Origin of the sequence: Glycomyces buryatensis (genome assembly GCF_004912275.1) — a bacterium.
Taxonomy (GTDB): domain Bacteria; phylum Actinomycetota; class Actinomycetes; order Mycobacteriales; family Micromonosporaceae; genus Glycomyces; species Glycomyces buryatensis.
The window spans coordinates 113,532-136,545 of sequence record NZ_STGY01000066.1 but is presented as its reverse complement, the minus strand read 5'-3'; the positions used below and the strand labels follow the sequence as shown (position 1 = coordinate 136,545).

The 23,014-nt window shown below is 68.7% G+C and carries 22 protein-coding genes and 2 pseudogenes; 7 read left to right on the top strand and 17 right to left on the bottom strand.

The window, feature by feature from the left end:
* Window positions 1–4 precede the first annotated feature (4 nt).
* The 4 genes and pseudogenes from FAB82_RS28435 to FAB82_RS18135 all read right to left on the bottom strand — a co-directional run bounded on the left by FAB82_RS28435 (window position 5) and on the right by FAB82_RS18135 (window position 3,387).
* Window positions 5–574: a cell division protein SepF gene (locus FAB82_RS28435; protein WP_136535942.1), complete on the bottom strand. Its 570-nt coding sequence runs from the start codon at window positions 572–574 to the stop codon at window positions 5–7.
* 135 nt (window positions 575–709) lie between these two features.
* Window positions 710–1,420 (bottom strand): YggS family pyridoxal phosphate-dependent enzyme, encoded by a 711-nt coding sequence (locus FAB82_RS18145; RefSeq protein ID WP_136535941.1) that lies wholly within the window; start codon window positions 1,418–1,420, stop codon window positions 710–712.
* Between the two features lie 212 nt (window positions 1,421–1,632).
* Window positions 1,633–2,575, bottom strand: a pseudogene (gene ftsZ, locus FAB82_RS18140) (cell division protein FtsZ); the annotation flags it as partial.
* A gap of 77 nt (window positions 2,576–2,652) precedes the next feature.
* The gene (locus FAB82_RS18135; RefSeq protein ID WP_136535939.1) at window positions 2,653–3,387 is read right to left on the bottom strand and encodes a cell division protein FtsQ/DivIB; all 735 of its coding nucleotides are present in this window, start codon (window positions 3,385–3,387) and stop codon (window positions 2,653–2,655) included.
* A 145-nt stretch (window positions 3,388–3,532) separates the two neighbouring features.
* On the opposite strand from FAB82_RS18135, the gene FAB82_RS18130 reads away from it, so the two are divergent.
* Complete coding sequence (locus FAB82_RS18130; RefSeq protein ID WP_136535989.1) at window positions 3,533–4,450, top strand: siderophore-interacting protein; 918 nt, start codon at window positions 3,533–3,535, stop codon at window positions 4,448–4,450.
* Between the two features lie 121 nt (window positions 4,451–4,571).
* On the opposite strand, the gene murC is transcribed toward FAB82_RS18130, so the two are convergent.
* The 8 genes from murC to FAB82_RS18090 form a co-directional block, all read right to left on the bottom strand.
* Window positions 4,572–5,984 (bottom strand): UDP-N-acetylmuramate--L-alanine ligase, encoded by a 1,413-nt coding sequence (gene murC, locus FAB82_RS18125; RefSeq protein WP_136535938.1) that lies wholly within the window; start codon window positions 5,982–5,984, stop codon window positions 4,572–4,574.
* On the bottom strand, window positions 5,981–7,093 hold the full coding sequence (locus FAB82_RS18120; protein ID WP_136535937.1) for a UDP-N-acetylglucosamine--N-acetylmuramyl-(pentapeptide) pyrophosphoryl-undecaprenol N-acetylglucosamine transferase: 1,113 nt from the start codon (window positions 7,091–7,093) through the stop codon (window positions 5,981–5,983). Before FAB82_RS18120 ends, murC begins: the two co-directional genes overlap by 4 nt.
* Before the next feature lie 29 nt (window positions 7,094–7,122).
* Window positions 7,123–8,409, bottom strand: coding sequence for a putative lipid II flippase FtsW (ftsW, locus tag FAB82_RS18115; RefSeq protein ID WP_211116663.1), 1,287 nt, complete (start codon window positions 8,407–8,409; stop codon window positions 7,123–7,125).
* Between the two features lie 66 nt (window positions 8,410–8,475).
* Window positions 8,476–9,843, bottom strand: a complete 1,368-nt coding sequence (gene murD / locus FAB82_RS18110; RefSeq protein WP_168801661.1) for a UDP-N-acetylmuramoyl-L-alanine--D-glutamate ligase — start codon at window positions 9,841–9,843, stop codon at window positions 8,476–8,478.
* Window positions 9,844–9,846: 3 nt separating this feature from the next.
* A complete protein-coding gene (gene mraY / locus FAB82_RS18105) occupies window positions 9,847–10,980 on the bottom strand; it encodes a phospho-N-acetylmuramoyl-pentapeptide-transferase (protein ID WP_136535936.1) in 1,134 nt (377 codons plus the stop codon).
* The gene (locus FAB82_RS18100; RefSeq protein WP_136535935.1) at window positions 10,977–12,359 is read right to left on the bottom strand and encodes a UDP-N-acetylmuramoyl-tripeptide--D-alanyl-D-alanine ligase; all 1,383 of its coding nucleotides are present in this window, start codon (window positions 12,357–12,359) and stop codon (window positions 10,977–10,979) included. Before FAB82_RS18100 ends, mraY begins: the two co-directional genes overlap by 4 nt.
* Window positions 12,360–12,452: 93 nt before the next feature.
* Window positions 12,453–13,922 (bottom strand): UDP-N-acetylmuramoyl-L-alanyl-D-glutamate--2,6-diaminopimelate ligase, encoded by a 1,470-nt coding sequence (locus FAB82_RS18095; RefSeq protein ID WP_136535986.1) that lies wholly within the window; start codon window positions 13,920–13,922, stop codon window positions 12,453–12,455.
* A gap of 97 nt (window positions 13,923–14,019) precedes the next feature.
* Entirely contained in the window at window positions 14,020–14,502 is a 483-nt protein-coding gene (locus FAB82_RS18090) for a MarR family winged helix-turn-helix transcriptional regulator (RefSeq protein WP_136535934.1), read from the bottom strand.
* 234 nt (window positions 14,503–14,736) lie between these two features.
* On the opposite strand from FAB82_RS18090, the gene FAB82_RS18085 reads away from it, so the two are divergent.
* On the top strand, window positions 14,737–15,762 hold the full coding sequence (locus FAB82_RS18085; protein ID WP_136535933.1) for a coiled-coil domain-containing protein: 1,026 nt from the start codon (window positions 14,737–14,739) through the stop codon (window positions 15,760–15,762).
* Window positions 15,763–15,836: 74 nt separating this feature from the next.
* Window positions 15,837–17,066, top strand: a complete 1,230-nt coding sequence (locus FAB82_RS18080) for a L,D-transpeptidase (protein ID WP_136535932.1) — start codon at window positions 15,837–15,839, stop codon at window positions 17,064–17,066.
* On the opposite strand, the gene FAB82_RS18075 is transcribed toward FAB82_RS18080, so the two are convergent.
* Both FAB82_RS18075 and FAB82_RS18070 read right to left on the bottom strand, forming a co-directional pair.
* On the bottom strand, window positions 17,063–17,407 hold the full coding sequence (locus FAB82_RS18075; RefSeq protein ID WP_136535931.1) for a DUF3817 domain-containing protein: 345 nt from the start codon (window positions 17,405–17,407) through the stop codon (window positions 17,063–17,065). The two genes, FAB82_RS18080 and FAB82_RS18075, sit on opposite strands and share 4 nt — an antisense overlap.
* Window positions 17,404–17,733, bottom strand: coding sequence for a hypothetical protein (locus FAB82_RS18070; protein WP_136535930.1), 330 nt, complete (start codon window positions 17,731–17,733; stop codon window positions 17,404–17,406). Before FAB82_RS18070 ends, FAB82_RS18075 begins: the two co-directional genes overlap by 4 nt.
* 59 nt (window positions 17,734–17,792) lie before the next feature.
* Between FAB82_RS18070 and FAB82_RS18065 the strand changes: the two genes are divergently transcribed.
* Window positions 17,793–18,719, top strand: coding sequence for an acyltransferase domain-containing protein (locus FAB82_RS18065; RefSeq protein WP_136535929.1), 927 nt, complete (start codon window positions 17,793–17,795; stop codon window positions 18,717–18,719).
* A 13-nt stretch (window positions 18,720–18,732) separates the two neighbouring features.
* Here the strand turns inward: FAB82_RS18065 and FAB82_RS18060 are convergent, their stop codons facing one another.
* Complete coding sequence (locus FAB82_RS18060) at window positions 18,733–19,227, bottom strand: cupin domain-containing protein (RefSeq protein ID WP_246039701.1); 495 nt, start codon at window positions 19,225–19,227, stop codon at window positions 18,733–18,735.
* 119 nt (window positions 19,228–19,346) lie between these two features.
* Window positions 19,347–19,741, bottom strand: a pseudogene (locus FAB82_RS28655) (RidA family protein).
* Between the two features lie 133 nt (window positions 19,742–19,874).
* On the opposite strand from FAB82_RS28655, the gene FAB82_RS18050 reads away from it, so the two are divergent.
* From FAB82_RS18050 to FAB82_RS18040, 3 genes are all read left to right on the top strand, one after another.
* Window positions 19,875–20,357 carry an RrF2 family transcriptional regulator gene (locus tag FAB82_RS18050; protein WP_136535928.1) on the top strand — a complete coding sequence of 161 codons (483 nt, stop codon included), beginning with the start codon at window positions 19,875–19,877 and terminating at the stop codon, window positions 20,355–20,357.
* A 27-nt stretch (window positions 20,358–20,384) separates the two neighbouring features.
* A complete protein-coding gene (locus FAB82_RS18045; RefSeq protein WP_136535927.1) occupies window positions 20,385–21,269 on the top strand; it encodes a TIGR01777 family oxidoreductase in 885 nt (294 codons plus the stop codon).
* A 109-nt stretch (window positions 21,270–21,378) separates the two neighbouring features.
* On the top strand, window positions 21,379–21,939 hold the full coding sequence (locus FAB82_RS18040) for a hypothetical protein (RefSeq protein WP_136535926.1): 561 nt from the start codon (window positions 21,379–21,381) through the stop codon (window positions 21,937–21,939).
* Here the strand turns inward: FAB82_RS18040 and FAB82_RS18035 are convergent.
* Window positions 21,854–22,918, bottom strand: coding sequence for an LLM class flavin-dependent oxidoreductase (locus FAB82_RS18035; RefSeq protein WP_168801660.1), 1,065 nt, complete (start codon window positions 22,916–22,918; stop codon window positions 21,854–21,856). The two genes, FAB82_RS18040 and FAB82_RS18035, sit on opposite strands and share 86 nt — an antisense overlap.
* Window positions 22,919–23,014 lie beyond the last annotated feature (96 nt).

Sequence of the window (23,014 nt, the reverse complement as noted above, 5' to 3'; positions counted from 1 at the left end):
TCAGTCACGACTGGTTGAAGAACCCGCCCTCGGCGATTTTGGCCTTGTCCTCAGCCGTGACCTGAACATGAGGAGGGGAGAGCAAGAACACGCGATTCGTCACCCGCTCGAACGAACCCCTCGTGCCGAAGATCAACCCGGCGGCGAAGTCGACCAGACGCTTGGCGTCGGCCTCCTCCATCTCCGAGAGGTTCATGATGACGGGGGTGCCGTCACGATAGCGCTCGCCGATGGTCCGCGCCTCGTTGTAGGTGGTGGGGTGCAGGGTGGTGATCCGGTAGTTCGTGGGGGACTCCTCCTCCGACGGTACCGGGCGCACCGGTGCGGGATCGGCCAAGGCGAGGTTGTCGCGCGTCAGCGGGGTGACCGAGCCGGAGCCGCGATTGAGCTGACGGACGGTGCTGCGGTCGTCACTGCCGCGGCCGAGACGGCCGGTGTTGCGCTGGGTGCCGCGAGCCCGGACCGGTTCCTCGTCGGCGAATTCGTCGTTGTCTTCAAAGGCGTTGTATCCGCCGCGGTCCTCCTCGTCTTCGATGAGGCCGAGCCAAACGCCTGCCTTCCGCATCGCGCCCATCGATCGTGCTCCCTCCTCGGGCCGCCCCTGTTGAGTCAGGTACGCGGTCTCATCCTAGCGCCGACTCCTTACACGGATGTGTTTTTGCCGCGATCGCCGTCAAGGTCGGCGGCGCGGCAACGATATTTCCATACCTTACGCCATCGGTTCACGTTCGCCGAGCACGTTTCTGCCCAGTCTGACCATTGTGGTCCCACATCCGATCGCGGTGACGTAATCGCCGCTCATGCCCGCCGAGATCTCGCTCGCCGCGGGCTCGACGTTCCGAACGGTCCGTGAGCATTCGGCAAGCAGCTCAAAGGCTTTCCGCGGTTCCCAGCCGATCGGCGCGACGGCCATGACGCCGCGCAGCCGCAGCGACTGCGCTCCCGCGACGCGATCGGCCAGCGCCGGCAGGTCGGCGATCGTGACCCCGCCGCGCGAGGTGTCGCCGTCGAGACTCACTTGAATGAGTGAGTTGACGCTGTGCCCGTAGGCCGTCGCGGCGGCGTCGAGGGCGTCCACCAGGCGAGTCCGGTCGATCGAGTGGACCCAGGAGGCGTAAGACGCCACGGAACGGGTCTTGTTGCGCTGCAACTGACCCACGAAATGCCAGGAGGGGGTGAGACCCTGCGCGGCGAGCTCGGCGGCCTTGCCGGCCGCCTCCTGGTCGCGGTTCTCCCCCAGATCGGTCTGGCCCTCTTCGACGAGCACGGCCGCGTCGGCGGCGGGAAAGTTCTTGGTGACCACGATGAGCCGCACCGAATCCGGGGAGCGCCCGGCCTCGCGGCAGGCCGCCGCTATGGCGTCCTGGACGCGAGACAGGTTGGCGCGCAACTGGTCCCTGCGGTCGGTGTCGGTGCTCATGCCGTGTGTACCGGTAATGCTCGCCGCCGGACCTCAGGAACCGTTCTTGAGGAAGTCGGGGACGTCCACGTCGTCGAACAGGACCTTGCGCGGCTCGGGAGCGGACTCCCGCACCGGCTCGGGCTCGGCGATCGGCTCGGGGCGCTTCTTCTCCGGCTCCGGCACGCTGCTGGAGATCCGGGTCGGCTGCGCCAGTTCGAATTCGGATTCGCTCTGGTCGAAGCCGGCTGCTATGACGGTCACGCGGGCCTCTTCTCCGAGGGCATCGTCGATGACCGCGCCGAAGATGATGTTCGCGTCGGTGTGGGCGCAGTCGGAGACGAGCTCGGCGGCGTCGTTGATCTCGAACAGGCCCAGATCCGAACCGCCGGCGATGGACAGCAGGACGCCCTGGGCGCCCTCCATGCTCTGTTCCAGCAGCGGCGACTCGATCGCGGCTCTCGCGGCCTCGACGGCGCGGTTCTCGCCGCGCGCCGAACCTATGCCCATGAGGGCGGATCCGGCCCCGCTCATGACGCTCTTGACGTCGGCGAAGTCGAGGTTGATGAGGCCCGGTGTGGTGATGAGGTCCGTTATGCCCTGGACACCGGACAGCAGCACCTGGTCGGCGAGCCGGAAGGCGTCCATCATGGAGATGGTGCGGTCACCGAGGTGCAGCAGGCGGTCGTTGGGGATGACGATGAGCGTGTCGCACTCGTTCCTCAGATCGTCTATTCCCGACACGGCCTGAGTCTGACGCCGCTTGCCTTCGAAGGCGAACGGACGCGTCACGACACCGATGGTGAGGGCGCCGAGCTTGCGGGCGATATTGGCGATGACGGGAGCGCCACCCGTGCCGGTGCCGCCGCCTTCCCCACAGGTAACGAACACCATGTCGGCGCCCTTGAGGACTTCCTCGATCTCGTCGCGGTGGTCCTCGCAGGCCTTGGCGCCCACCTCGGGGTTGGCGCCGGCGCCCAGTCCGCGGGTGAGTTCGCGGCCGACGTCGAGCTTGACATCGGCGTCACTCATAAGCAGCGCTTGGGCATCGGTGTTGATGGCGATGAACTCAACGCCCTTGAGTCCCGCCTCGATCATTCGGTTGACAGCATTGACCCCGCCGCCTCCGACTCCTACGACTTTGATGACGGCGAGGTAGTTGTGCGGTGGTGTCATCGCTGCTGCCTTCCTTCCCTGACCGGCCCCTGGGTGCGAGAAACGGGATGTGCGAACACACCCGCTCCCCCATAACGCTAACTCACAGTGGGTGCATCTGGTGCGCTGACATCGACATGTTCATACCCGCTCGCCAACAATCGGTCCGCGACACGGGCTTTCTGGTCGTTCTCGGACGCGTCTCCCCACTGCAACGTCCGTCCATCTTCGAGATACAGCGTGACTCCCGCGGGGGAAGGCGATTCGACGCGTTGCACCTTGTCAGCGAGGGAGGAGGGGAGGTCCTGGAGAACCTTGATGGTCTCGATCGTGGCGAGGTCGGAGGGTCCCGGCTCGGCCAGCTCGACGTTCCAAATTGGGCCGGTGATTTCCTCTGCCTCGTCGAAGACGACGCCTTCGGAATCGATCATGAGAAAAGTCTCGTCGTCCTGGGGTACGGCGAGGAACGGCTCTCGTTCGTTGACCTCGATGAGGACGGCGCTGGGCCACGACCGCGAGACCTCGACGGATTTCACCGGCGGGAGTTCGGCGACGGCCGCGGCGATCTCGTCGAGATCGGCGCGCAGGATCGATTGGCCGCGGGCCTCGGACGCGACTTCGGCCACTTCCTTCGGATCGAGCACGGAGGTGCCGGTGACTTGGAGGTCCTTGACCGCGAATGGCGGTGTGGCCCAAACAATGACGAATGCGGTCAAGGCGAGTGCGGCGGCGATCGCGACGATCAGCCGCAATCGCTTATTGGGCAGGCGGCGGCGCACCACGTGGACCAGTCGCCACGGGCCCGATTCGGTCTCTTTGTCAGGGCCGCGCATCGCTCGATCTTGTCACGGCGGCGCTCGCCGGAAGTGGCGACATGCCCGAGTGTCATATAAGGTTAGGCAAGCCTTATCTACCGGAGAAGCAGCGCGCGGCGAATGAGAGCCGGGCGCGAATGCGAAGGAGCAGCCGCGCGTGACGATCCAGACCGCTGGACTCAGCCTCACCACCGTCCGGCCCTATCAGCCGTTCCCCGGACGAGTCAAGGAGATCCGGCGGTTGAGCCCGTCGTTCGTCCGGGTCACCTTCGCCTCCGAGGAGCTGCGGCTGTTCGCCGACAACGGCTTCGACCAGCGCATCAAGCTCATCTTCCCGGCCCCGGCCTGCGGATTCGAGAAGTTCCCGGGTACCGACCGCTGGTACTCCGACCTGCGGGCGCTGCCCGACGAGGAGCAGTGCCGGGTCCGGACCTACACCGTCCGCGGCGTTCGCCGCGAGCTCGGCGAGGTCGACATCGACATGGTCGTCCACGAACCCCACGGCAACGCGCCCGCCCCGGCGCTGCGCTGGATCCTGGACGCGGAGGTCGGCGACGAGCTGATCCTGCTCGGCCCGGACGCCCGCTTCGAAGGCCCGCAGGGCGGCATCGACTTTCACGCGCCAGAAGGTGCGGAACTGCTCCTGGGCGGCGACGAGACGGCCATGCCGGCCATCGCGGCGATCCTGGAGCGGCTGCCGATCACCGCGCGCGGCAAGGTCTTCATCGAGGTCCCCTTGACCACCGACATCCTCGACCTCAGCGCACCGCCGGAGGTCCGCGTCTCGTGGCTGCCGCGCGACGGCGCCCCGTGGGGCGCGTTCCTGGTGCCGCAGTTCGCCGCCGCGGCCGCCGCCCTCCAGTCCAAGGCCGAGGCCCAGCCGGTGGAGGACATCGACGTCGACGCCGAGATCCTTTGGGACGCACCGGAAAAACTCGACGCATGCGAGTCGTACGTGTGGCTCGCCGCCGAGGCGGGCGTGGTGAAGACGCTGCGCCGCACCGTCCGCCAGGAACTCGGCTTCCCCAAGGAATGCGGGGCCTTCATGGGCTACTGGCGCCTGGGCAAGGACGCCGACTAGACCGACCCTCACAGGGCCCGTGCCGTTCAGTGAGGGACTTTCGCATGCCGGTGGTGACCCAGGACGACGCGCAGGGCCCTGCCGTCCTGGGAGGGCCCTGCGCGCTCTAAAACCTTGTCCCTCAACGGAGGAGGGCGTCGGGCATCATGGAGACGGGCGGGGCGCCCATCGTCACGACCACGTCGCCTTCCGCCGCCAGCGCCTTCACGGCGGCGGGGACGTCGTCCCATTCGGCGACGAAGACCTTGTCGGCATCCGGCAGGTCCACGAAGTCCCTGAGCTTCTCGCCGCCCTCGCCTTCGGGGACCGTCTCGCCGGGCCCGAAGATCTCCATGACGACGACCTTGTCCGCCAACGACAGCGCCTCGGCGATGTCCACGCGCATCTCGACCGTGCGGTAGACGCGGTAGGGCTGGAAGACCACGATGAGCTTGCCGGGGGCCGCGACCTCCTTGAGGGTCTTGATGGCCTCGTGCATCGCGGTCGGGTGGTAGGCGTACTCGTCGAAGACCGAGTAGCCGCGGACCTCGCCGCGCTTCTCGAACCTGCGCTTGACCCCGCCGAACGCGGCGATGCCCGCGGCGATGGCCTCGGGTTCGAGTCCCACCTGGAGGCCCACGGCGATCGCGGCTCCCGAGTTGAGCGCGATGTGCTTGCCGGGCATCGGCAGGTGGAAGCGGCCGAGCAGCTGGTTGTGGGCGAGGACGGTGTAGTCCACCCCGTCCTTGCTGGACTCGACCTCGCCGAGCTGGATGTCGGAGCCGTCCGAGAACCCGTAGGTGGCGACGGTGCGGCCCTCGGCGCGCAGCTTCGCGGCCAGCGCCTTCGTGCCCGGGTTGTCGGCGCACAGGACCAGCAGGCCGTCCTTGTTCGTGTTGTGGCAGAACCGCTCGAACGCCTCGGTGAGGGCGTCCATGTCGCCGTAGTTGTTGAGGTGGTCGACGTCGATATTGGTGACCACTCCGATCTCGGGGCGGTAGCGCAGGAAGGAGCGGTCGGACTCGTCGGCCTCGGCGATGAAGTACTCGCCCTCGCCGTGCGCACCGGTGTGGGCGGCGATGAGCTCGCCGCCGTTGACGTAGGACGGGTCGACCCCGGCGTGCTCCAGCATCTCGACGATGATCGCGGTGGTGGTGGTCTTGCCGTGGGTTCCGGTGACGACCACGGACTTGCGGCCGGTCATGGCCGCCGCCAGGGCCTCGGAGCGGTGATACACGCGGATGCCGCGGCGCCGCGCCTCGGCCACTTCGAGATGGTCGTCGCCATGCGCGGTGGAGCGGACGACCGTGTCGATGCCATCGAGGTTGGACACTGTGTGCTCTCGGTGGAGGGTGACCCCGAGGGCTTCGAGCTCGGGCAGGCTGGGCCAGTCCTTCAACTCGGAGCCGGACACGGGGAGACCGCGCGTGGCGTAGAGGCGGGTGAGTCCGTTCATGCCGACGCCGCCGACGCCGATGAACAGCGTCCGGCCGAGGTCTTCGGCGGTGATGCCCTCGTCGATCGGGCTGGTCAGATCGTTGGGATCCTTGGTCATCCTTGCTGAACCACCTTGTACGTGAATTGCCGCAGCGCCTCGTCGCCGTCGCGGCGACCGAATCCGGCGGACGCCTGGGCCATGGCCGAGAGCTTCTGCCGGTCGGTGATGAGCGGGACGAGGTTGGACTCGATCCAGGCGGGGTTGAGGGCTTCGTCGTCGCAGAAGACGGCGCCGCCGGCGGCCACGACGGGGCCGGCGTTGCGGTACTGCTCCTTGTTGCCCCAGGGCATGGGCACGAACACTGTCGGCAGGCCCAGGGCGGTCACTTCGGCGACGGTCATGGATCCGCCGCGGGCGAGGACCATGTCGGCGGCGGCGTATCCGAGGTCCATGCGGTCGAGGTAGTTCAGGGTGCGGTAGGCGACCGGGAGTCCGTCGGGGATGTGGACGGGTTCGTCGCGGCGGGCGCCGATGATGTGGAGGACCTGGACGCCGCCCTTGGTCAGGACCTGCGCGGCGCCGGAGACGGCGTTGTTGATGGAGGCGGCGCCTTGGGAGCCGCCGTAGACGAACAGGACCGGCCGGTTCGGGTCGAGCCCGAAGTGGGCGCAGGCCTCGGCGCGGCGGGCGGCGCGGTCGAGGTGGGAGATGGCCGGGCGCAGGGGGATGCCGGTGTAGGTTCCGTCGGCGAGGATCGGGGAGGCCTGCGTCAGGTGGGGGAAGCCCAGGGCGAGGTTGTCGGTGAACTTGAGGGCCATCTTGTTGGCGACGCCGGGCGGGTCGTTGTATTCGAAGACGACCATGGGGGTCTTGCGGCGCCAAGCGGCGAGGTAGGCGGGGACGGCGACGTAACCGCCGAAGCCGATCACGACCTCCGCCCCGACCTCGTCCATGATCTCGCGGGTGGCCTTCATGGCCTTGAGCATGCGCGGGGCGGTCAGGAGGAGGTCGACGTTGATCTTGCGCGGCAGCTGGTGCGCCGGGACGTTCCGCAGCTGGTAGCCCGCCTTGGGGATGAGCTCGTTCTCCAGGCCCTTCTCGGTGCCGAGGCAGGTGATGTGGATGTTCGGGTCGTGGCGGCGCAGGCAGTCGGCGAACGCCAGGAGCGGGTAGATGTGGCCGCCGGTGCCGCCTCCGGCGAGGACGACCGATCGTAGCTGTGGCACTTCAAGGCTTTCTGGTCGAAGGGACGGGTTCACTTGGTCTGCGGGGGTTTGGATCCCGCCTTGGAGCGGGTCTTCGCCTTGGGTGCCGCTTCCTCGGATCGAGGGGCGGGCGGCAGGGGTGCCCAGAGCAAGCGTACGAGGCGGGACGGATTGCGCGCCCGCAGTGCGGCGGAGGCGTCGGGTTCGGCACGTGCGAACCCGGCGAGCATGCCGACCGCGGCGAGGACCACCACGAGGGCGGTCCCGCCGTCGGAGATGAACGGCAGCGGGACACCGGTGATGGGGATGAGTCCCAAGACGCCGCCGATATTGATGAACGCCTGGCCGGCGAGCCAGATCGTGACGCCGGCGGCGACGAGTTTGCGGAAGGGGTCGTCGGAGCGCCGGGCGATGCGGAAGCCGGTGTAGACCAGGACGGCGAAGAGGATCAGGATGACCATGCAGCCGATGACGCCGAGCTCCTCGGCGATGAGGGCGAAGATGAAGTCGTTGTGGCCGTTGGGGAGCCATTCCCATTTCTGGCGGCTCTCGCCGAGTCCGACGCCGAACCAGCCGCCGTCGGCGATCGCGTAGTAGCCCTGGATGGCCTGGTAGCCCCATCCGCTGGCGAAGTCCTCGGGCCGCGAGAAGGAGAGGATGCGTTCCATGCGGTAGGGCTGGAAGGCGATCAGGAGGGCCGAGCCGCCCAGGGCGACGCCGAAGAGGACGCCGAGGATGCGCAGCGGGACGCCGGAGGCCCACAGCAGTCCGATGAACATGGCCACGATGATGAGCATGGTGCCCAGGTCGGAGTAGCCGATGATGATCATCGAGAGTCCGGCGATGGGGAACATGGGGACGGCCAGGTCGCGCCAGGAGGCGATGCGCGGGCCGAGGCGGACCAGGGAGTCCGCGACCCACAGCAGCAGGCCGAACTTGGCGATCTCGGCGGGCTGGAACTGGATGGGTCCGATGTGGAGCCACAGGCCGTCGGTCCCGACGCCGGAATCGGAGGAGCCGCTGGAGGGCATGAAGACCAGGACCAGGCCGAGCAGGATCGAGATGACGAGCAGGGGCCGGGCGATGCCGCGGTAGGTGCGGACGGGGAGCCGCTGGGCGACCCAGAAGACGACGACGCCGACCAGGGCCCAGGTGGCCTGCTGGATGATGACGAAGAATGCCGATCCCTGGTCCGCGTAGGACTCGACCATCGTCGCGGAGAACACCATGACCAGGCCAATGGTGAGCAGCAGGGCGCTGGAGGACAGCAGCAGGTAGTACGAGGCGAGCGGCCGGTCGAGCAGGCCGCGCAGCATCTCGGTGAAGCCGGCCCTCATGGGGCCGCGTCCGGGTTCGGCGTCTTCGGCATCAAGCGCTTCTCTCCAATTGGGCCCTACCGGCCGTTACTCGGTCGGATCCATGGCCCGATTCTGCCGGACCGCGGCGGCGAACGCGTCCCCGCGGTGGGCATAGGAGGTGAACATGTCGAACGAGGCCGCGGCGGGCGAGAGCAGCACCGTATCCCCCGGCAGGGCTTCGGCGGCGGCGTGCGCGACGACTTCGGTCATGACCGCATCGTCGCGTCCGTCGAGCACGTGGACGGGGAGGTCCGGGGCGTGTCGCGCCAGCGCGTCGGCGATCTGGGCCCGGTCCTGTCCGATGAGGATCGCGGCCCGCAGGCGCGGGGCGAATCGCCGGACCAACTCGTCCACATCGACGCCCTTGAGCTGGCCGCCGGCGACCCACACGATGGAGTCGTAGGCGGCGAGCGCGGCGGCGGCGGCGTGGGGGTTGGTGGCCTTGGAGTCGTCCACCCAGTCGACGCCGCCGCCACTGGCGATGGCGACGTTGCGGTGCGGCTCGGGGGTGTAGTCGCGGATGGCCCGGGCGATGTCCTCGATGGCGACGCCGACGCGGCGGGCGAGGGCAGCGGCGGCGAGGGCGTTGGCCACATTGTGCTCGCCGGCGGGGCGGACCTGGTCCACCGAGCAGATCCTGACGGGTTCACCGCCGGTGTAGTCGACCAGGAAGCCAAGGGCCACACCGTATTGACCGGGCCTGGGCTCGCCGAGCGTGAAGCCGGTGATCTCGGCACTGGAGTTCTTGGCGAGGGCGACGACGGCCGGGTCGTCCAGGTTGACCACGGCCACTCCCCCGCGCCAGACCGCGGTCTTGGCCTCGGCGTAGGAGTCGAAACCGCCGTGCCAGTCGAGATGATCGGGTGCCAGGTTTAGGATGGCGCCCGCGCTGGGGGCGAGCAGACGGGACCAGTGGAGCTGGTAGCTGGAGAGCTCGACGGCGAGAACGTCGTAAGGCCCGTTCGCGGCAAAGACGAGCGGCTCGCCGATATTGCCCAGCGCCTCGGCGCGCAGGCCGCCGGCCTTGAGCATGGCGGCGAGCATCGTCGTGGTGGTGGTCTTGCCGTTGGTGCCGGTGACGGCCAGCCACTGCGGGGCGCCCGGTCCGCGCAGCCGCCAGGCGAGTTCGGGCTCGGAGTAGGTCTCCAGGCCCGCTGCGCTCGCGGCGACGGCGATCGGGTGGTGCGGCGGGAAGCCCGGGGAGAGGATCACCTGGTCGATGTCGGCGAGCAGCGCGGGGTCGAAGTCGTCGGCGACGACGCAGCGCGCGCCCTTGGCGGCCAGGGCCCTCATGCGGTCGGAGTCGGCGCGGTCGTAGACGGTGACGGCCTTGCCGGCGTCGAGCAGGACTTCGGCGCAGGCGGCCCCGGCCACGCGGGCCCCGGCGACGAGAAAGCGATCGGCGATCTCCACCTGTTACCCCGCTATTCGCAGGAAGTCTGCGAAGAAGAAACCGAGGGCCAGGGCCGTGCAGATGCCCGCGATGATCCAGAAGCGGACCACGATGGTGACCTCGGACCAGCGTTTCTCGCCGAGTTCGAAGTGGTGCTGGATCGGGGACATGCGGAAGACGCGTCTGCCGGTGAGTTTGAACGAGGTTACCTGGATCATGACGCTCGCCGTGGTGATGACGAACAGGGCACCGAGGATTGGCAGGAGGAGGATGGTCTTGGAGGCGATGGCGAGTCCGGCGATGAGCGCGCCGAGGCTGAGGGACCCGGAGTCGCCCATGAAGATCTGGGCGGGCGAGGTGTTCCACCACAGGAAGCCGAACATGGCTCCGGCCGCGGCCCCGGCGATGAGGGCGATCTCCAGGGGGTCGCGGACGTCGTAGCAGAGGTTGTCGGCCGGCTGCACGCCGCCGCACCAGTGGCGGTACTCCCAGAAGCCGATGATGAGGAACGCCAGGAAGCTCATCATGGAGGCGCCGGTGGCGAGGCCGTCGAGGCCGTCGGTGAGGTTGACGCCGTTGGCGGTGGCGTTGACCAGCAGCACGATCAGGACGACCATGCCGATGTTGGTGACGTTGAGCCAGCTGATGTCGCGGGTGAAGGAGACGAAGGGGGTCGCGACGGTCTCGGAGATCTCCTGGGTGTCGATCGAGCCGGTGTAGTAGACGGCGACGATGCCGAAGATGGTTGCCGCGATGGAGAGTCCGAGGACCTTGGCCTTGCCGGAGATGCCGCCGGAGTGCTTCTTGCGGATCTTGAGCCAGTCGTCGATGAAACCGACGAAGCCGCAGGTGACAAACAGTCCGATGAGGAATATGCCGGTGGCGGTGAAGCCGGTCGGGCGGTTGAGGACGACGCCGTCCACCTGCTCGGGCAGGGCCATGAGGACCAGGTGGCCGGCGACGTAGGCGACGACGGTCGTGAAGATGAAGACGACGCCGCCCATGGTGGGGGTGCCGGCCTTCGCCAAGTGGGACTGGGGTCCGTCGGTGCGGATGGGCTGCCCGGCCTTCAAGCGGCGGAACAGCCTCGCCGCGAGCGGGGTGAGCGCCATGGTGAGCGCGAACGCCACGAACGCGGCGATGATTACGGCTCTCACTGGTCTTTGTCCTCCTTGGGACGCAGGAAATCGGCGACGTCCCAGGTGCGGTACCGGGAGCCCTTCACCAGGACGGTGTCGCCGGGGCGCAGCCGCTGCCGCAGCAGTTCGATCGCCGCGGGCTGATCGAGTACGTGGGTGGTCGAGGCGACGGCATCGGCGCCTTCAATGATGTACTGGGTGCCGTCGCCGACGGCGATGAGCTCGTCGACTCCGGCTTCGGCGGCCTGCTCGCCGACGCGGCGGTGGCAGGACTCGCTCTGTTCTTCGAGGTCGGCCATGAGCCCGAGGACCGCGATGCGGCGCCCTTCGGTCGGGACCTGGCCCAGGGCGCGCAGGGCGGCACCCATCGAGGCGGGGTTGGCGTTGTAGGAGTCGTCGATGACGGTGGTTCCGTCGGCGCGGGTGAAGACGTCCATCCGGCGCTCGGACCGGCGCCCGGCCTTGGACAGGCTCGCGGCGATCTGGTCGGGTTTCGCGCCGAGCTGCCGGGCGACGCCGGCCGCGGCGAGCGCGTTGTAGACGTGGTGGCGGCCCCAGAACTGGAGGTTCACCCGGGCCGAGCCCTCTGGAGTCCAGAGGGTGAAGCTGTGGCGGCCGTCGCCGGGGTCGATGTTCTCGGCGAAGAAATCGGTGTTCTCGCTGTCGATGCCGAAGTACAGGTCGTTGATGTCGGGGAGGCCCTCCGCCATCGCCTTGACCCGCGGGTCGTCGGCGTTGAGGATGACGTCGCCGGTGTACCGGTTGAGGTAGCGGGGAAGTTCGCTCTTGGCCTTGGCGGTGGTCTCGATGTCGCCGAAGCCGTCGAGGTGGGAGATGCCGACATTGAGGACCACGCCAATCTTCGGCGGGGCGATCTCGCACAGCTGCGTGATGTGCCCGAGCCCGCGCGCGGCGAGTTCGAGGACGAGGTATTCGGTGTCCGGCTCGACCCGGCACACGGTGTAGGGGTGGCCCAGTTCGTTGTTGAAGTTGCCCTCGGTGGCGACGGTCGGGCCGAGGTCGGCGCACACCTGCCCGATGATGTCCTTCGTGGAGGTCTTGCCGTTTGAGCCGGTGACGCCGATGATGATCGCGTCGGAGGCGGCGGCGACATGCTTGGCGAGCCTCGTGAGCGCGTCGATGCCGTTGTCCACATAGATCGCGGGGGTGTCGATCGGCTCCGTGGCGATGGTCGCTAGGGCGCCCTGCGCTGCGGCCTTGGCGGCGAACGTGTGTCCGTCGACCTTCTCGCCGGGGATGGCCAGGAAAAGGCCGCCGGGGCCGGCCTTGCGGGAGTCGAACTCGATCCCGCCGGTGACGATCGCCTCGGGGTCGGCCGAATCGCTCAACCTGCCTTCGACGGCTTGGGCGATCTCGGCCAGGCTCATGGGGATCACTCGGCGATCTCCTCCTGTTCGGTTGACGCAGTGCAGGTTGTGACTGCGGTGTCTTTAGGTATCCACGCGGCGGCCGCTGTGCCGGTTGCGGCGCTATGCCGGGGCCGACTCGACCCAGCCGACCTCGCGCAACGCCCTGGCGAGCAGCACGCGGTCATCGCTTCCAACTGGGCCCGCGGCGGTCTCGATGACCGTCTCGTGGCCCTTGCCGAGCAAGGCGACGGTGTCCCCGGGCGCGGCCAGGTTCACGGCCTCGCGCACGGCCACCTCTCGCCCCGGAATATTACGGCAGGGTACGTCCCCGACGGCGGCGGCCACCTCGTCGCGAATGCGCGCGGGGTCCTCGGTGCGCGGATTGTCGTCGGTGACGATGACGAGGTCCGCCCCGCGGCCCACCGCGGCGCCCATGAGCGGGCGTTTCGAGCGGTCGCGGTCGCCCCCGGCGCCGAGGATCGCGATCACCTTGCCGGGCGTGGACTCGCGCAGCGAATCGAGCACGGCGGTGATCGCCTCGGGCTTGTGGGCGTAGTCGACCACGCCGCGGACCGGACCGGCGCCGGAGACCAGCTCCATGCGGCCGGGCACGCCCCGGCAGGAGGCGATGCCGTCGAGCGCGGTGGCGAGGTCGATCCCCGCGGCTTCGAGAAGCGCGGCGGCCAGGGCGGCGTTGGCGACGTTGTGGCGGCCGGGCATATTGACGCGGCCGTCGGCCTCCCCGGCGGGGCCCTTCAGGTGGAAGGTCTGCGTGAAGCCGTCGGTGGTGAGACCGGAGGCGAAGTAGTCGGCCTCGGCGTCGCGCAGAGAGTAGGTGAGGGTCCCCTCGTGGGCGAGGGTGACGACGCGTTCATCGTCGGCGTTGAGGATCTCGGTCTCCGCGCGGCCGTCGAACAGCTTGGCCTTGGCGTTGAAGTAGTCGTCCAGGTCGGCGTGGAAGTCGAGGTGGTCGGTGCCGAACATGGTGTAACCGGCGGCGCGGAAGCGGCTCCCGGCGACCCTTCCGAGGGCGAGGGCGTGGCTGGAGACCTCCATGACCACGTCGGTGACCCCGCGCTCGACCGCGAGCGCCAGGAGCGCCTGGAGTTCGGGCGCCTCGGGGGTGGTGCGCTCGGACTTGAGGACCTGGTTCGCGATGCGGGTCTCGACGGTGCCGATGATGCCGGTCATGCGCCCGGCGTGGGCCAGGCCGGCCTCGACCAGGTAGGCGGTGGAGGTCTTGCCGTTGGTGCCGGTGATGCCGAGGAGATTCAGGTGCTCGGACGGGCGGCCCCAGACGCGGGCGGCGATCTCGCCGGTGAGCGCGCGCGGGTCGTCCACGACGAAGACGGGGAGCAGGTCTCCTGCCAGCTCTGCGCCGCGGGCGTCGGTGAGGACGCAGACCGCGCCGCGCTCGACGGCCTGGGCGGTGAACTCGGCGCCGTGGCGGTTGGCGCCGGGCAGTGCGGCGAACAGATCGCCGGGTTCGACCAGGTTCGCGGCGAGGCTCACGCCGGTGACGGCGAGCTCGGCTTCCTTTGCGGCGGGAATGAGGTCCGCCAGCGCCGTGAGCTCGTACGGCGTGGTCATATCGGGTCGCGGAAAGGTTGACACGGCCTGACCCTACACCGGGGTGACAGGGTCGAAACCGACCACGGAACCGAACGCGCGGCGTGAATAACCGTGCTCAGGCGCCGCGCTCGATCCGGTCGAGGTTGCCCGCCCAGGTTTCGAGGAGTTTATTGAGCTCGTCGGCCTGGTCGCAGGTGATGGCGTCGAGGAACAGCTCGCGGACCAGCGAGAGGATGCAGGGCGCGGCCTTTTCGAGGCGTTCGCGCCCGGCGTCGGTGAGTTTGACCCAGACGCCGCGGTTGTCGCTCTCGCACTTGTGGCGCTCGACCAGGCCCATGTCGGCGAGCTTGCCGATCTGGTAGGTGACGGCGCTCTTGGCGGTGACGATGCGTTCGGCGAGGTCGGACATGCGCAGGGCGTGCTTCGGGGCGTCGGCGAGGCGGACGAGGATCTCGTACTGGGTGTGGGTGATGCCGTGGTTGTCCTGGAGGCGGCGGTCGATCTGGTGCTCGAGGCGGTGGGTGACGGTGAGGAACTGGTTCCACACGTCGTCGACTCCGGGGGCGAGCCAGCGGCTCTGAAAGTTGCCCTCTGGCATTCCCGGCCTCCCTCCAACGGCGTAAATGATCCGGTTCAATTTCGAACTACCTTATCAGTTGACACTCCTGTCGCCCAGGACTCGTAAGCGAGGCCATAGCCTGGCCGCAGGTCAGTGCCCGAGTAGTGGCGCAGAGTGCCCATCTCGGACCCGAATTGATCGAGCAAAACTCGCGTTCTACGCTGTGTGCCGACGACCCGTCCCATCGGCCGAGCACCCGAAGGACCTCCCGCTTTGAACGGTAATGCCGCGCGCACCGGCCCACATGCCGCCCGCCGAGCCCTCGTTCTCCCGATCGCGATGCTGGTCTTCGTGGTCCTCCTGATCGCCCCGGCCTCCCAATCCGAGGCGCAGGAAGAGGGCGACGACTCCGTCTCGGAGGGCCTCTCCGGGGCCATCGAGGACTACCTCAACGCACAGGACGAGCTCAACGCGCTCGAGCAGGAGCAGGAGGACCTGGTCGCCGAGCTGTCCGACTCCGAAGCGGAGATCGAGGAGCTCAATGCCGAGCTCGCCGAATACGTGGCCCGCGCCTACGCCTCCTCCGACCTCCAGTCGACCTCCGCGCTCCTGGCCTCCGAGGATCCCGGCGCCATGATCGACGCGCTCGGAACGCTCCAGTTCCTCGGTCAGTCCCGCGCCGAGCGCCTGAACGACCTCGTCGACCGCCTGGCCGAGATCGAGGCGACCCAGCAGACCCTCGACGACAACATCGCCGAGCAGGAGCAGGCCACCGAGGACATGGAGGCGGCCCGCGACGAGGCCGCCCACGAGCTGGCCGCCTCGGGTGGCGACTCGGCCGCCGGCCCCACCTCCTCCGACGCCCGGGCCGCCGACCCGGCGCCGCGCAACCCCGACGGCTCCCTGCCGTACGAGAGCTGCTCGGAGGACGACCCGTCCCCCGCCGACGGCTGCGTCACCCCGCGCACCCTCCACTCCCTGGAGCAGGCGCAGTTCGCCGGCTTCACCCGCTACGTCAACTGCTACCGGCCCACCGGCTCGGGCGAGCACCCCAAGGGCCGCGCCTGCGACTACTCCTCCGAATCCGGCGGTTTCGGCGGCGCCGCGGGCGGCGAGGACTACGACTACGGCCAGAACCTGGCCGCGTGGTTCACCGAGAACGCCGACGCACTTGGTGTGCAGTACGTCATCTGGTACCGGCAGATCTGGTTCCCCGGCAGCGGGTGGAAGTCCTACGGAGGGGCCTATGGCGACCCCTCCAGCGACCACACCAACCACGTGCACGTCAGCATCCGTTAACCGGCACGTCATCTGAGGGGCACGGCACTCCATTGAGGCGCCTGAGCCTCGCTCACGCTGTGTACTGTTGGTCCATGACGTTCGGACGGTCCCCACTGAGCCGACGCGGTGTCTTCGCCGCGGGCGGCGTTGTCGCTGTAGGCGCGGGCCTGGCCGCCTGCACCAAGGACACCGGCACCCTCGGGTCCGACGACGAGAGCAGCGACGAGCCCCAGAGCGCCGCCAAGATCACCGTCACCCCGGCCGACGGCGCCGCCGACGCGACCGCCGCCACCGAGATCGCCTGGAAGGTCGAGGAGGGCGAGTTCACCTCGTTCACGCTCACCGACGCCGAGGGCAATGAGGTCGAGGGCGACATGCACCCCGACGGGACCACCTGGGTCCCGGCCTCCCCGCTGGACTGGGAGGGCACCTACACCGCGGCGGTCTCCGCCGAGGACTCGGCCGGCCTGGCGGCCACGGTCGAGGCGACCTTCACCACGATCGCCTCCCCGCCCAACCGGGTCAGCATCGAGAACTACCTGCCGGGTGTGGACTCCACGGTCGGCCAGGCCGCGGTGCTGCCGTTCCGCTTCTCCGGCTACGAGATCCCCGAGGACCAGCGCGCCGCCGTCGAACGCCGCCTGTTCGTCACCTCCGAGCCCGCCCAAGAGGGCTCCTGGCACTGGATCAACGCCCGCGCCCTGGAGTACCGGCCCAAGGAGTACTGGCAGCCGAACACCCAGGTCACCGTGCGCCTGGGCCTGGGCGGCCTGCCGCTCGGCGAGGACTACTACGGCGAGTTCGACCAGGACACGAACTTCACCATCGACCCCGAGGCGCGCCTGCTCGAGGCCGACAACGACACCAAGCAGCTGCGGGCCTACCAGGACGGCACCATCGTCCAGACCATCCCCATCTCGCTGGGCGCCGACGAGCCGATCGACGGCAACGACGCCCGTTCCTTCTCGGGCAACATGATCGTCATGAGCCGCGAGGAGGAGTCGACGTTCGTCTCCGAGCTGTACGAATACGAGACCCCCGTCAAGTGGGCGATGCGCCTGACGTTCTCGGGCCAGTTCATCCACGGCGCGCCCTGGGCCGCGGACCGACTCGGCAAGAGCAACGGCTCCCACGGCTGCATCAACGTCTCCGACGAGATGGGCGAGTGGATCTACAACTTCGTGCGCTGGGGCGACCCGGTCGTCGTCCTGAACACCGGGCTCGCGCTGCCCCAGGGCGACGGGTTCACCACCTGGGACCTCAGCTGGGAAGACGTCGTCGCGGGCTCATACCTCGACTCGTCCTCCGGCGAATCCGACTAGACCGGCTCTTCAGTGCGGACCTTCGGGTCCGACGCCTGCGGGTGCTCGGCCAGGATCTTGCGGTGCGCCCAGCGCTCCACGAAGAACGAGTAAACCGGGACCGTGCCGCCCAGCAGCAGCCCCACCGTCTGCGGCCAGAACTTCCAGCCGGCCTGCTGCGCCAGGTGGAAGCCGAGCACCAGGTAGACCATGTAGCACAGGCCGTGGATGGGGCTGATCACCGTCACCAGGGTGTCGTCGTGCCAGATGTACTTCAGCGGCATCGCCACGAAGACGAGCCCGATCAGGAACGTGCCGACGATCCAGGCGACGATGCGGAAGCGCTTCAAGGCGGCGTTCATGCGGTACTCCCGGGAGATTGAGTGTCGGACTGGCGCGCCCTGAGAATGGAAGTCTCGAACGGCGAGGTCATCGGCGGCGGCTCGGGACGTCCCTTGCGGGCCTTGCCCTCCGGCGCGTCCTTGTGCAGCTCCAAGCGCATCTGGCGAATCCAGAGCGCGAGCGTGAACAGGGCGAACAGCGGCCACTCGAACGCATAACCCCAGCTGATCGCGTTGCCGCCCTGGGCCCTCGACAGCTGCCACCAGCCGAGCAGGCTGAATCCCGTGGTCAGCACCACGGCGAAGAAGTGGAGGACGAGCCACGGGGGCGTCAACAACCGGCGCACTCCGACAGACTAGGTCCGCCCCGGCCAGGTTGCGAGCGGGGGTCGCACCGTGGTGACATATGCCGGTGAATTCAGAACTGCCCGCCGAGGGCTCCATACGGCCGTTCCCCGTCCTCACTTCCGAGGAGGTCCGCGAGCTCCTGCTCGACTGGTGCGGCGCCGACCCCGAGGACGCCCGGGCCGCCGCCGAGGCGGTCGGAGAGGTCTACGGCTCGGACCTGCGGCGGTGGGCCGACCGGTGCTACCAGTCGATCGCGGCCGACATGGGCGGGCGGATGTGGAAGCAATGGCCCAAGGGTCCCGAGCACCAGAGCGACGCCGGGCACCTGCTGGGGCTCTACCCGTTGCTGGCTGCGGTGCCGCTGATGCTCGACATCCACCGCGAGCGGGGCGTCGACGAGGAACACTCGAAGCTGATCCTGGCCGACATCGGCGAGAAGCTGCGGCTCAATCGGATCCTGTACGGCCGCGCCGGACTCGACGTGGCGTTCTGGTTCACCGCCCACGTCCGCGGCTCGCTGTACCAGCTGGGCCGCCTCCAGTTCTGCATGGAAGGCACGGTGGGGGCGCCCCGGATCGGCCTGCACATCCGCGGCGAGGGCGGCTCGCTCGCGCCCGAGATCGTCCGCGACTCGTTGCGGCAGGCGCTCGAATTCTTCCCGGCGGCCTTCCCCGAGCACTTCGGGAAGGGCCGCTTCCCTGAGTTCATGTGCACCTCTTGGCTGCTCGACCCGCAACTGCGCGACTGGCTGCCCGAGCACTCGAACATCCTCCGGTTCGGGAAGCTGTTCGACCTCGTCGCCCCCGGGAACGAGGGCGGCCACGACGACATCTGGCGCTTCGTCTTCGCCCGGGCCCCCGAGACACCGATGGACCAACTGCCCGCCGACAACACCCTCCAGCGGTCCGTCCTGGCCGGTCTCAAGGCCGGCGTCGAATGGCGCTCCCGCGCCGGGGGCCTGTCCCGGGAGCGCCTGGGACTGTAAACCCCTGCCGCCCTTAGGACCTGGCGTTGCGCCAGGCCGGGCTGTCGACATAGTGGTTGTCGAACCGCTCCCCCGAGGCCGCGATCTCGGCCGGGTCGGCCTCGCCCGCGACGACTCGCTCCAGGAGCCGGTAGTAGTCGAAGCGGTCGGCCGCCGGCGTGAAGATCGCCAGGACCTCGGCGTCCGCGCCGGACACGGCCCCGAAGGCGTGCGGCAGGCCCGGCGGGATGGTGATGAAGTCACCCTCCTCCAGGATCAGAACCTCGTCCCCGGCCAGAACCTGAAGGCGGCCTCCGATGACGAACAGCGATTCGCTGGCCTTGGTGTGGAAGTGCGACGGGGCCCCGTCACCGCCCCAGGGGAAGACCGAGCGAGTCACCGACAGCGCCCCACCGGTCTGGGACGAGTCGGCCAGCAGCGTCATGACCGACCGCTGGGCGTGGGCCAGGTTCTCGGCGGTGGCGGCGCGGGCGATGACCGGCTTCGGGGTGGTCAGGTTCGCGTTCACGGTGCTGTCTCCATAAGGTTTTAGACGGCCCGGGAGGGCCGGATGTTGCTCGGTCTTCAGTTGCTTCGAAGGATCTGCCGCCCGGCGCTTCGGGGCGACTGGAACTCGGGACTCTGCGGCTATGACCGGACGGCGACGGCGTCGACCTCGAAGAGCATCTCGGCCAGCGCCAGCGCGGCCACCCCGGTGAGGTCTGAACCGGCGGCCGGTCGCCCCAGATCCGGGCGATCGCCCCGCCGAGTGCCTCGAGCTTCCCCTGGTCGTGCCCGACGATGAACGTGCGCAGCTGCGCGACGTCCGCGTAGTCCAGCCCGACCGAGCGCAGCGCCTTCCCGAGGTTGGCGAAGGCCCGCTCGACCTGGACGGCGAAGTCGTCGCTCGTGGTGTGTCCGTCGGCGTCCGAGTCGTATTGGCCGGCGATGAGGACGAGTTCGCCGGAGACGCGGGCGACGTGGCTGTAGCCGAACCCGGTGGGGTCGTGGAGCTCGGCGGGGTTGGTGATCTCGATGGACATGGCGGTCTCCTTCAGGGTTCGGCTCCCGTCCAGCAGGAGCTCATATCTAGATATTATATGTCTAGATACAGCTTCGCAACCGTTCTTCACCGTGCCCTGACTCACATTAATCCGGACAGGTAATATCCTGTTCATGAAGATCAACGAAGGCGTCGAATGGGCCGCGCACTGCTGCCTGCTGCTGAACTGGATGGAGGCCGACGGGCCGGTGTCCACCGCCCGCCTGGCCGCCGGGTACGGGCTGCCGCCCGCCTACCTCAATAAGCAGCTGCAACCGCTCGTCAAGGCCGGGGTCCTCACCTCGACGGCCGGCAAGAAGGGCGGGTTCCGCCTCGCCAAGGGACTGGGCGACATCACCCTCATGGACATCCTCACCGCCATCGAAGGCCCCGACGAGGCCTTCAAGTGCGCCGAGATCCGCCAGGCCGGAGTCTGGGCCGACCTCCCCGCCTCGGCCTTCCGCGCGCCCTGCGCCATCGACACCGCGATGCGCTCGGCCGAACTGGAATGGCGGCGGGCGCTGGCCGCCCAGACGCTGGCGCAGGTCCAGGCCAATGCCGAGCTCCAGGCGCCGGGACTGCGCCGCCAGGTCCAGGACTGGTATGCCGCGCGCTGACCGGGCTGCAGGCCATAGGGTGTGAGTATGCGGATCGTCATCGCCGGCTCCAGCGGCTACCTCGGCACTGCCCTCACGAAGGCCCTGAACGGCCACGACCTGGTCCGGCTGGTGCGCCGCGAACCCGACGCGGAGGACGAGATCCGCTGGGACCCTTACGGAGGACCCCTCGACCCGTCCATCCTCGACGGCGTCGACGCCGTGGTCAACCTGTGCGGTGTACCCATCGCGGGCCAGCGCTGGAACGAGGCCTACAAGCGGCGCATCCGCACCAGCCGCGTCGTGCCGACCGAGGTCCTGGCTGAAGCAGTAGCGCGGGCGGGGGTCCCGGTGCTGGTGAACGCCTCGGCCGTCGGCTGGTACGGGGACCGCGCGGCGGTCCCGGTGGACGAGTCGACTCCGGCCTCCACCGACTACCTGGGCCGGACCTGCCTGGCGTGGGAGCAGGCGACGGCCGCCGCAAAGGACGCCGGAGCGCGGGTGGTGCGGCTGCGCACCAGCCACGTGCTCGGCCCGGATAGCCCGCTCCTGGCGAAGTTCGTGCCGGTCTTCAAGCTGTGCATGGGCGGACGATTCGGAAACGGACAGCAGTACCTGCCGTGGATCTCCTTGCGGGACTGGGTGAACGCGGTGGTTCTCCTCCTGGAGGACGGCACGTCCGGGGCCGTGAACCTGGTGGGCCCGAACCCGGTCACGAACCGGGAGTTCACCCGGTCGCTGGGGACCGCCCTGCACCGGCCCACGCCGTGGATCATCCCCGGCTGGGCCGTGAAGCTCGTCGCGGGCGAGGCGGCCGTCGAGCTGCTGCGCGGCGCCAAGGTCCGCCCGGCGGTGCTGGAGGAGGCGGGCTTCGCCTACCAGGACCGGACGGTCCTCGACGCGCTGAAGTGGGCGCTGGCCGAGGGGCGCTAGCCGTATCGCTCTGAGCGGTGGGGAACTGGGATGGCTGGTGGGCCGACTCCGAGCGCTATATGGCGGCCTGCCAATAGAATCGGTCCTCCCCTGTCACCGGAGGACTGCCTTGGAACCACCCCGACCCACCGCCCCCGAACTCCTGCTCCGCAAGCCCGGTACGGTCACGACCGCGCAGGTGCTCATGTGGCTCCAATTCGCCCTCACGGTCTGCACCGGGACCGTCGTCGGGTTCGTCGGACTGATCGTCTTCGGCATCCTTCCCAGACTGGGGTCACACGGCCTTGATCCGATGTTCTCCCAAGTAATCGCCCCTATCGTAACGGTGATAATCGTCGTCGCGATCCTGTACGCGGTGCTCGCGAACAAGCTTGGGGCAGGCCGCCGCTGGGCGCAGATCACCACTGCCGTGCTCATGCTGCTGTCCATCGTGGGCGGGGCTGTCTCCTTCAATTTCGGTTTCAAGCTCGGCGACTCCTCGGGCGTCCCGCTGGAGACCTCCGGGGTCTTCGGTTCGATGCCGTGGCTGGTGATGCCCGTGATCACCCTGGTCTGCCTTTGCACGGGCTCGGCCAACCAGTGGTTCAGGCAGGGCGGGCTCGATCCGCTGCGGCAGGGGCCGCCTCCGACCGGACCGGGGCAGCAGTACTCGCCGTACGTGAACGGCTGAGGGCCTCGCCGAGCCGCCCGATGTTCTCGCGGACGGCGTGCGCATCACCCATGCCCTCGACCATGAGCAGTTGGCGGGACACACCGGTGCGCTCTGCCGACCGCGCCAATTGCTCGGCCACATGCCCGGCGGTGCCGACTGCGTGCCGCTCGATCATCCAGTCCACATAGGCGCCGTGGTCGCGTTTGGCCTTGGAGGGTTTGAGGCTCACGTACTGTCCGACGCCGCGCTCCAGGAGTTCGGTCAGCGACTCCCGCAGCCGCTCGACCCCGTCCGGGGCGTCGGCGATCTGGGCCAGGTGGGTCGAGACATGTTCGGCTGCTTCGGGATCGAACCCTGAGTCCTCGGCTTCGCGCCGCCATGCGTCCAATAGCTTCACGTGGTCCTCATCGGAGGCGTGCATGCCCAACAGCAGCGGCAGCCCGAGCCGCCCGGCCAGGCGCGCGGTGCCTTCACCGGTGGCCGCGACCCACACCGGGCCGCCCCCGCCCGGCGGCATCACGCGCACCGGCAGGACATCGAAGAACTCGCCGGTGTGGGCGACCTCCTCGTCTCCCGACAGCCAGCGCTTCAGCAGCCGCAGCCCCTCTTCGAAGCCGCGTTCGAACCGGTCCAGGCCCGCCCCGAAGACGTCCAGGTCCACCCACGGCCCTCCGCGTCCGACTCCGAGCCGGAACCGCCCGGGCGCCAAGGCGTCCAGGGTCGCGGCCTCCTCCCCCAATGCCACCGGATGCCGATTCGACAGCACCGCCACGGCGGTCCCGATCTGAATCCGCTCGGTCGCGGCGAGCAGGTGCGATGCCATGAGCGTCGCGGACGGATTGGCGCCGTATTCGATGAAGTGGTGCTCGGCCACCCAGGCGCCGTCCATTCCCGCGGACTCGGCGGCCTGGGCGTAAGCGACGACGTGACGCAGCGACTGCGCGGGAGTCGTTTCGGGGAACACTCCACCGAGGAGGAATAGGTCGTGTGCGGTCACTGTCGGAGGCTCCATCGGCTTGCGGCGAAAAATTCAAAAGAATACCGTCTGTGCTAGTCCCAGCGATCCGCTGTGAAACCCGGCAACCTATACGGT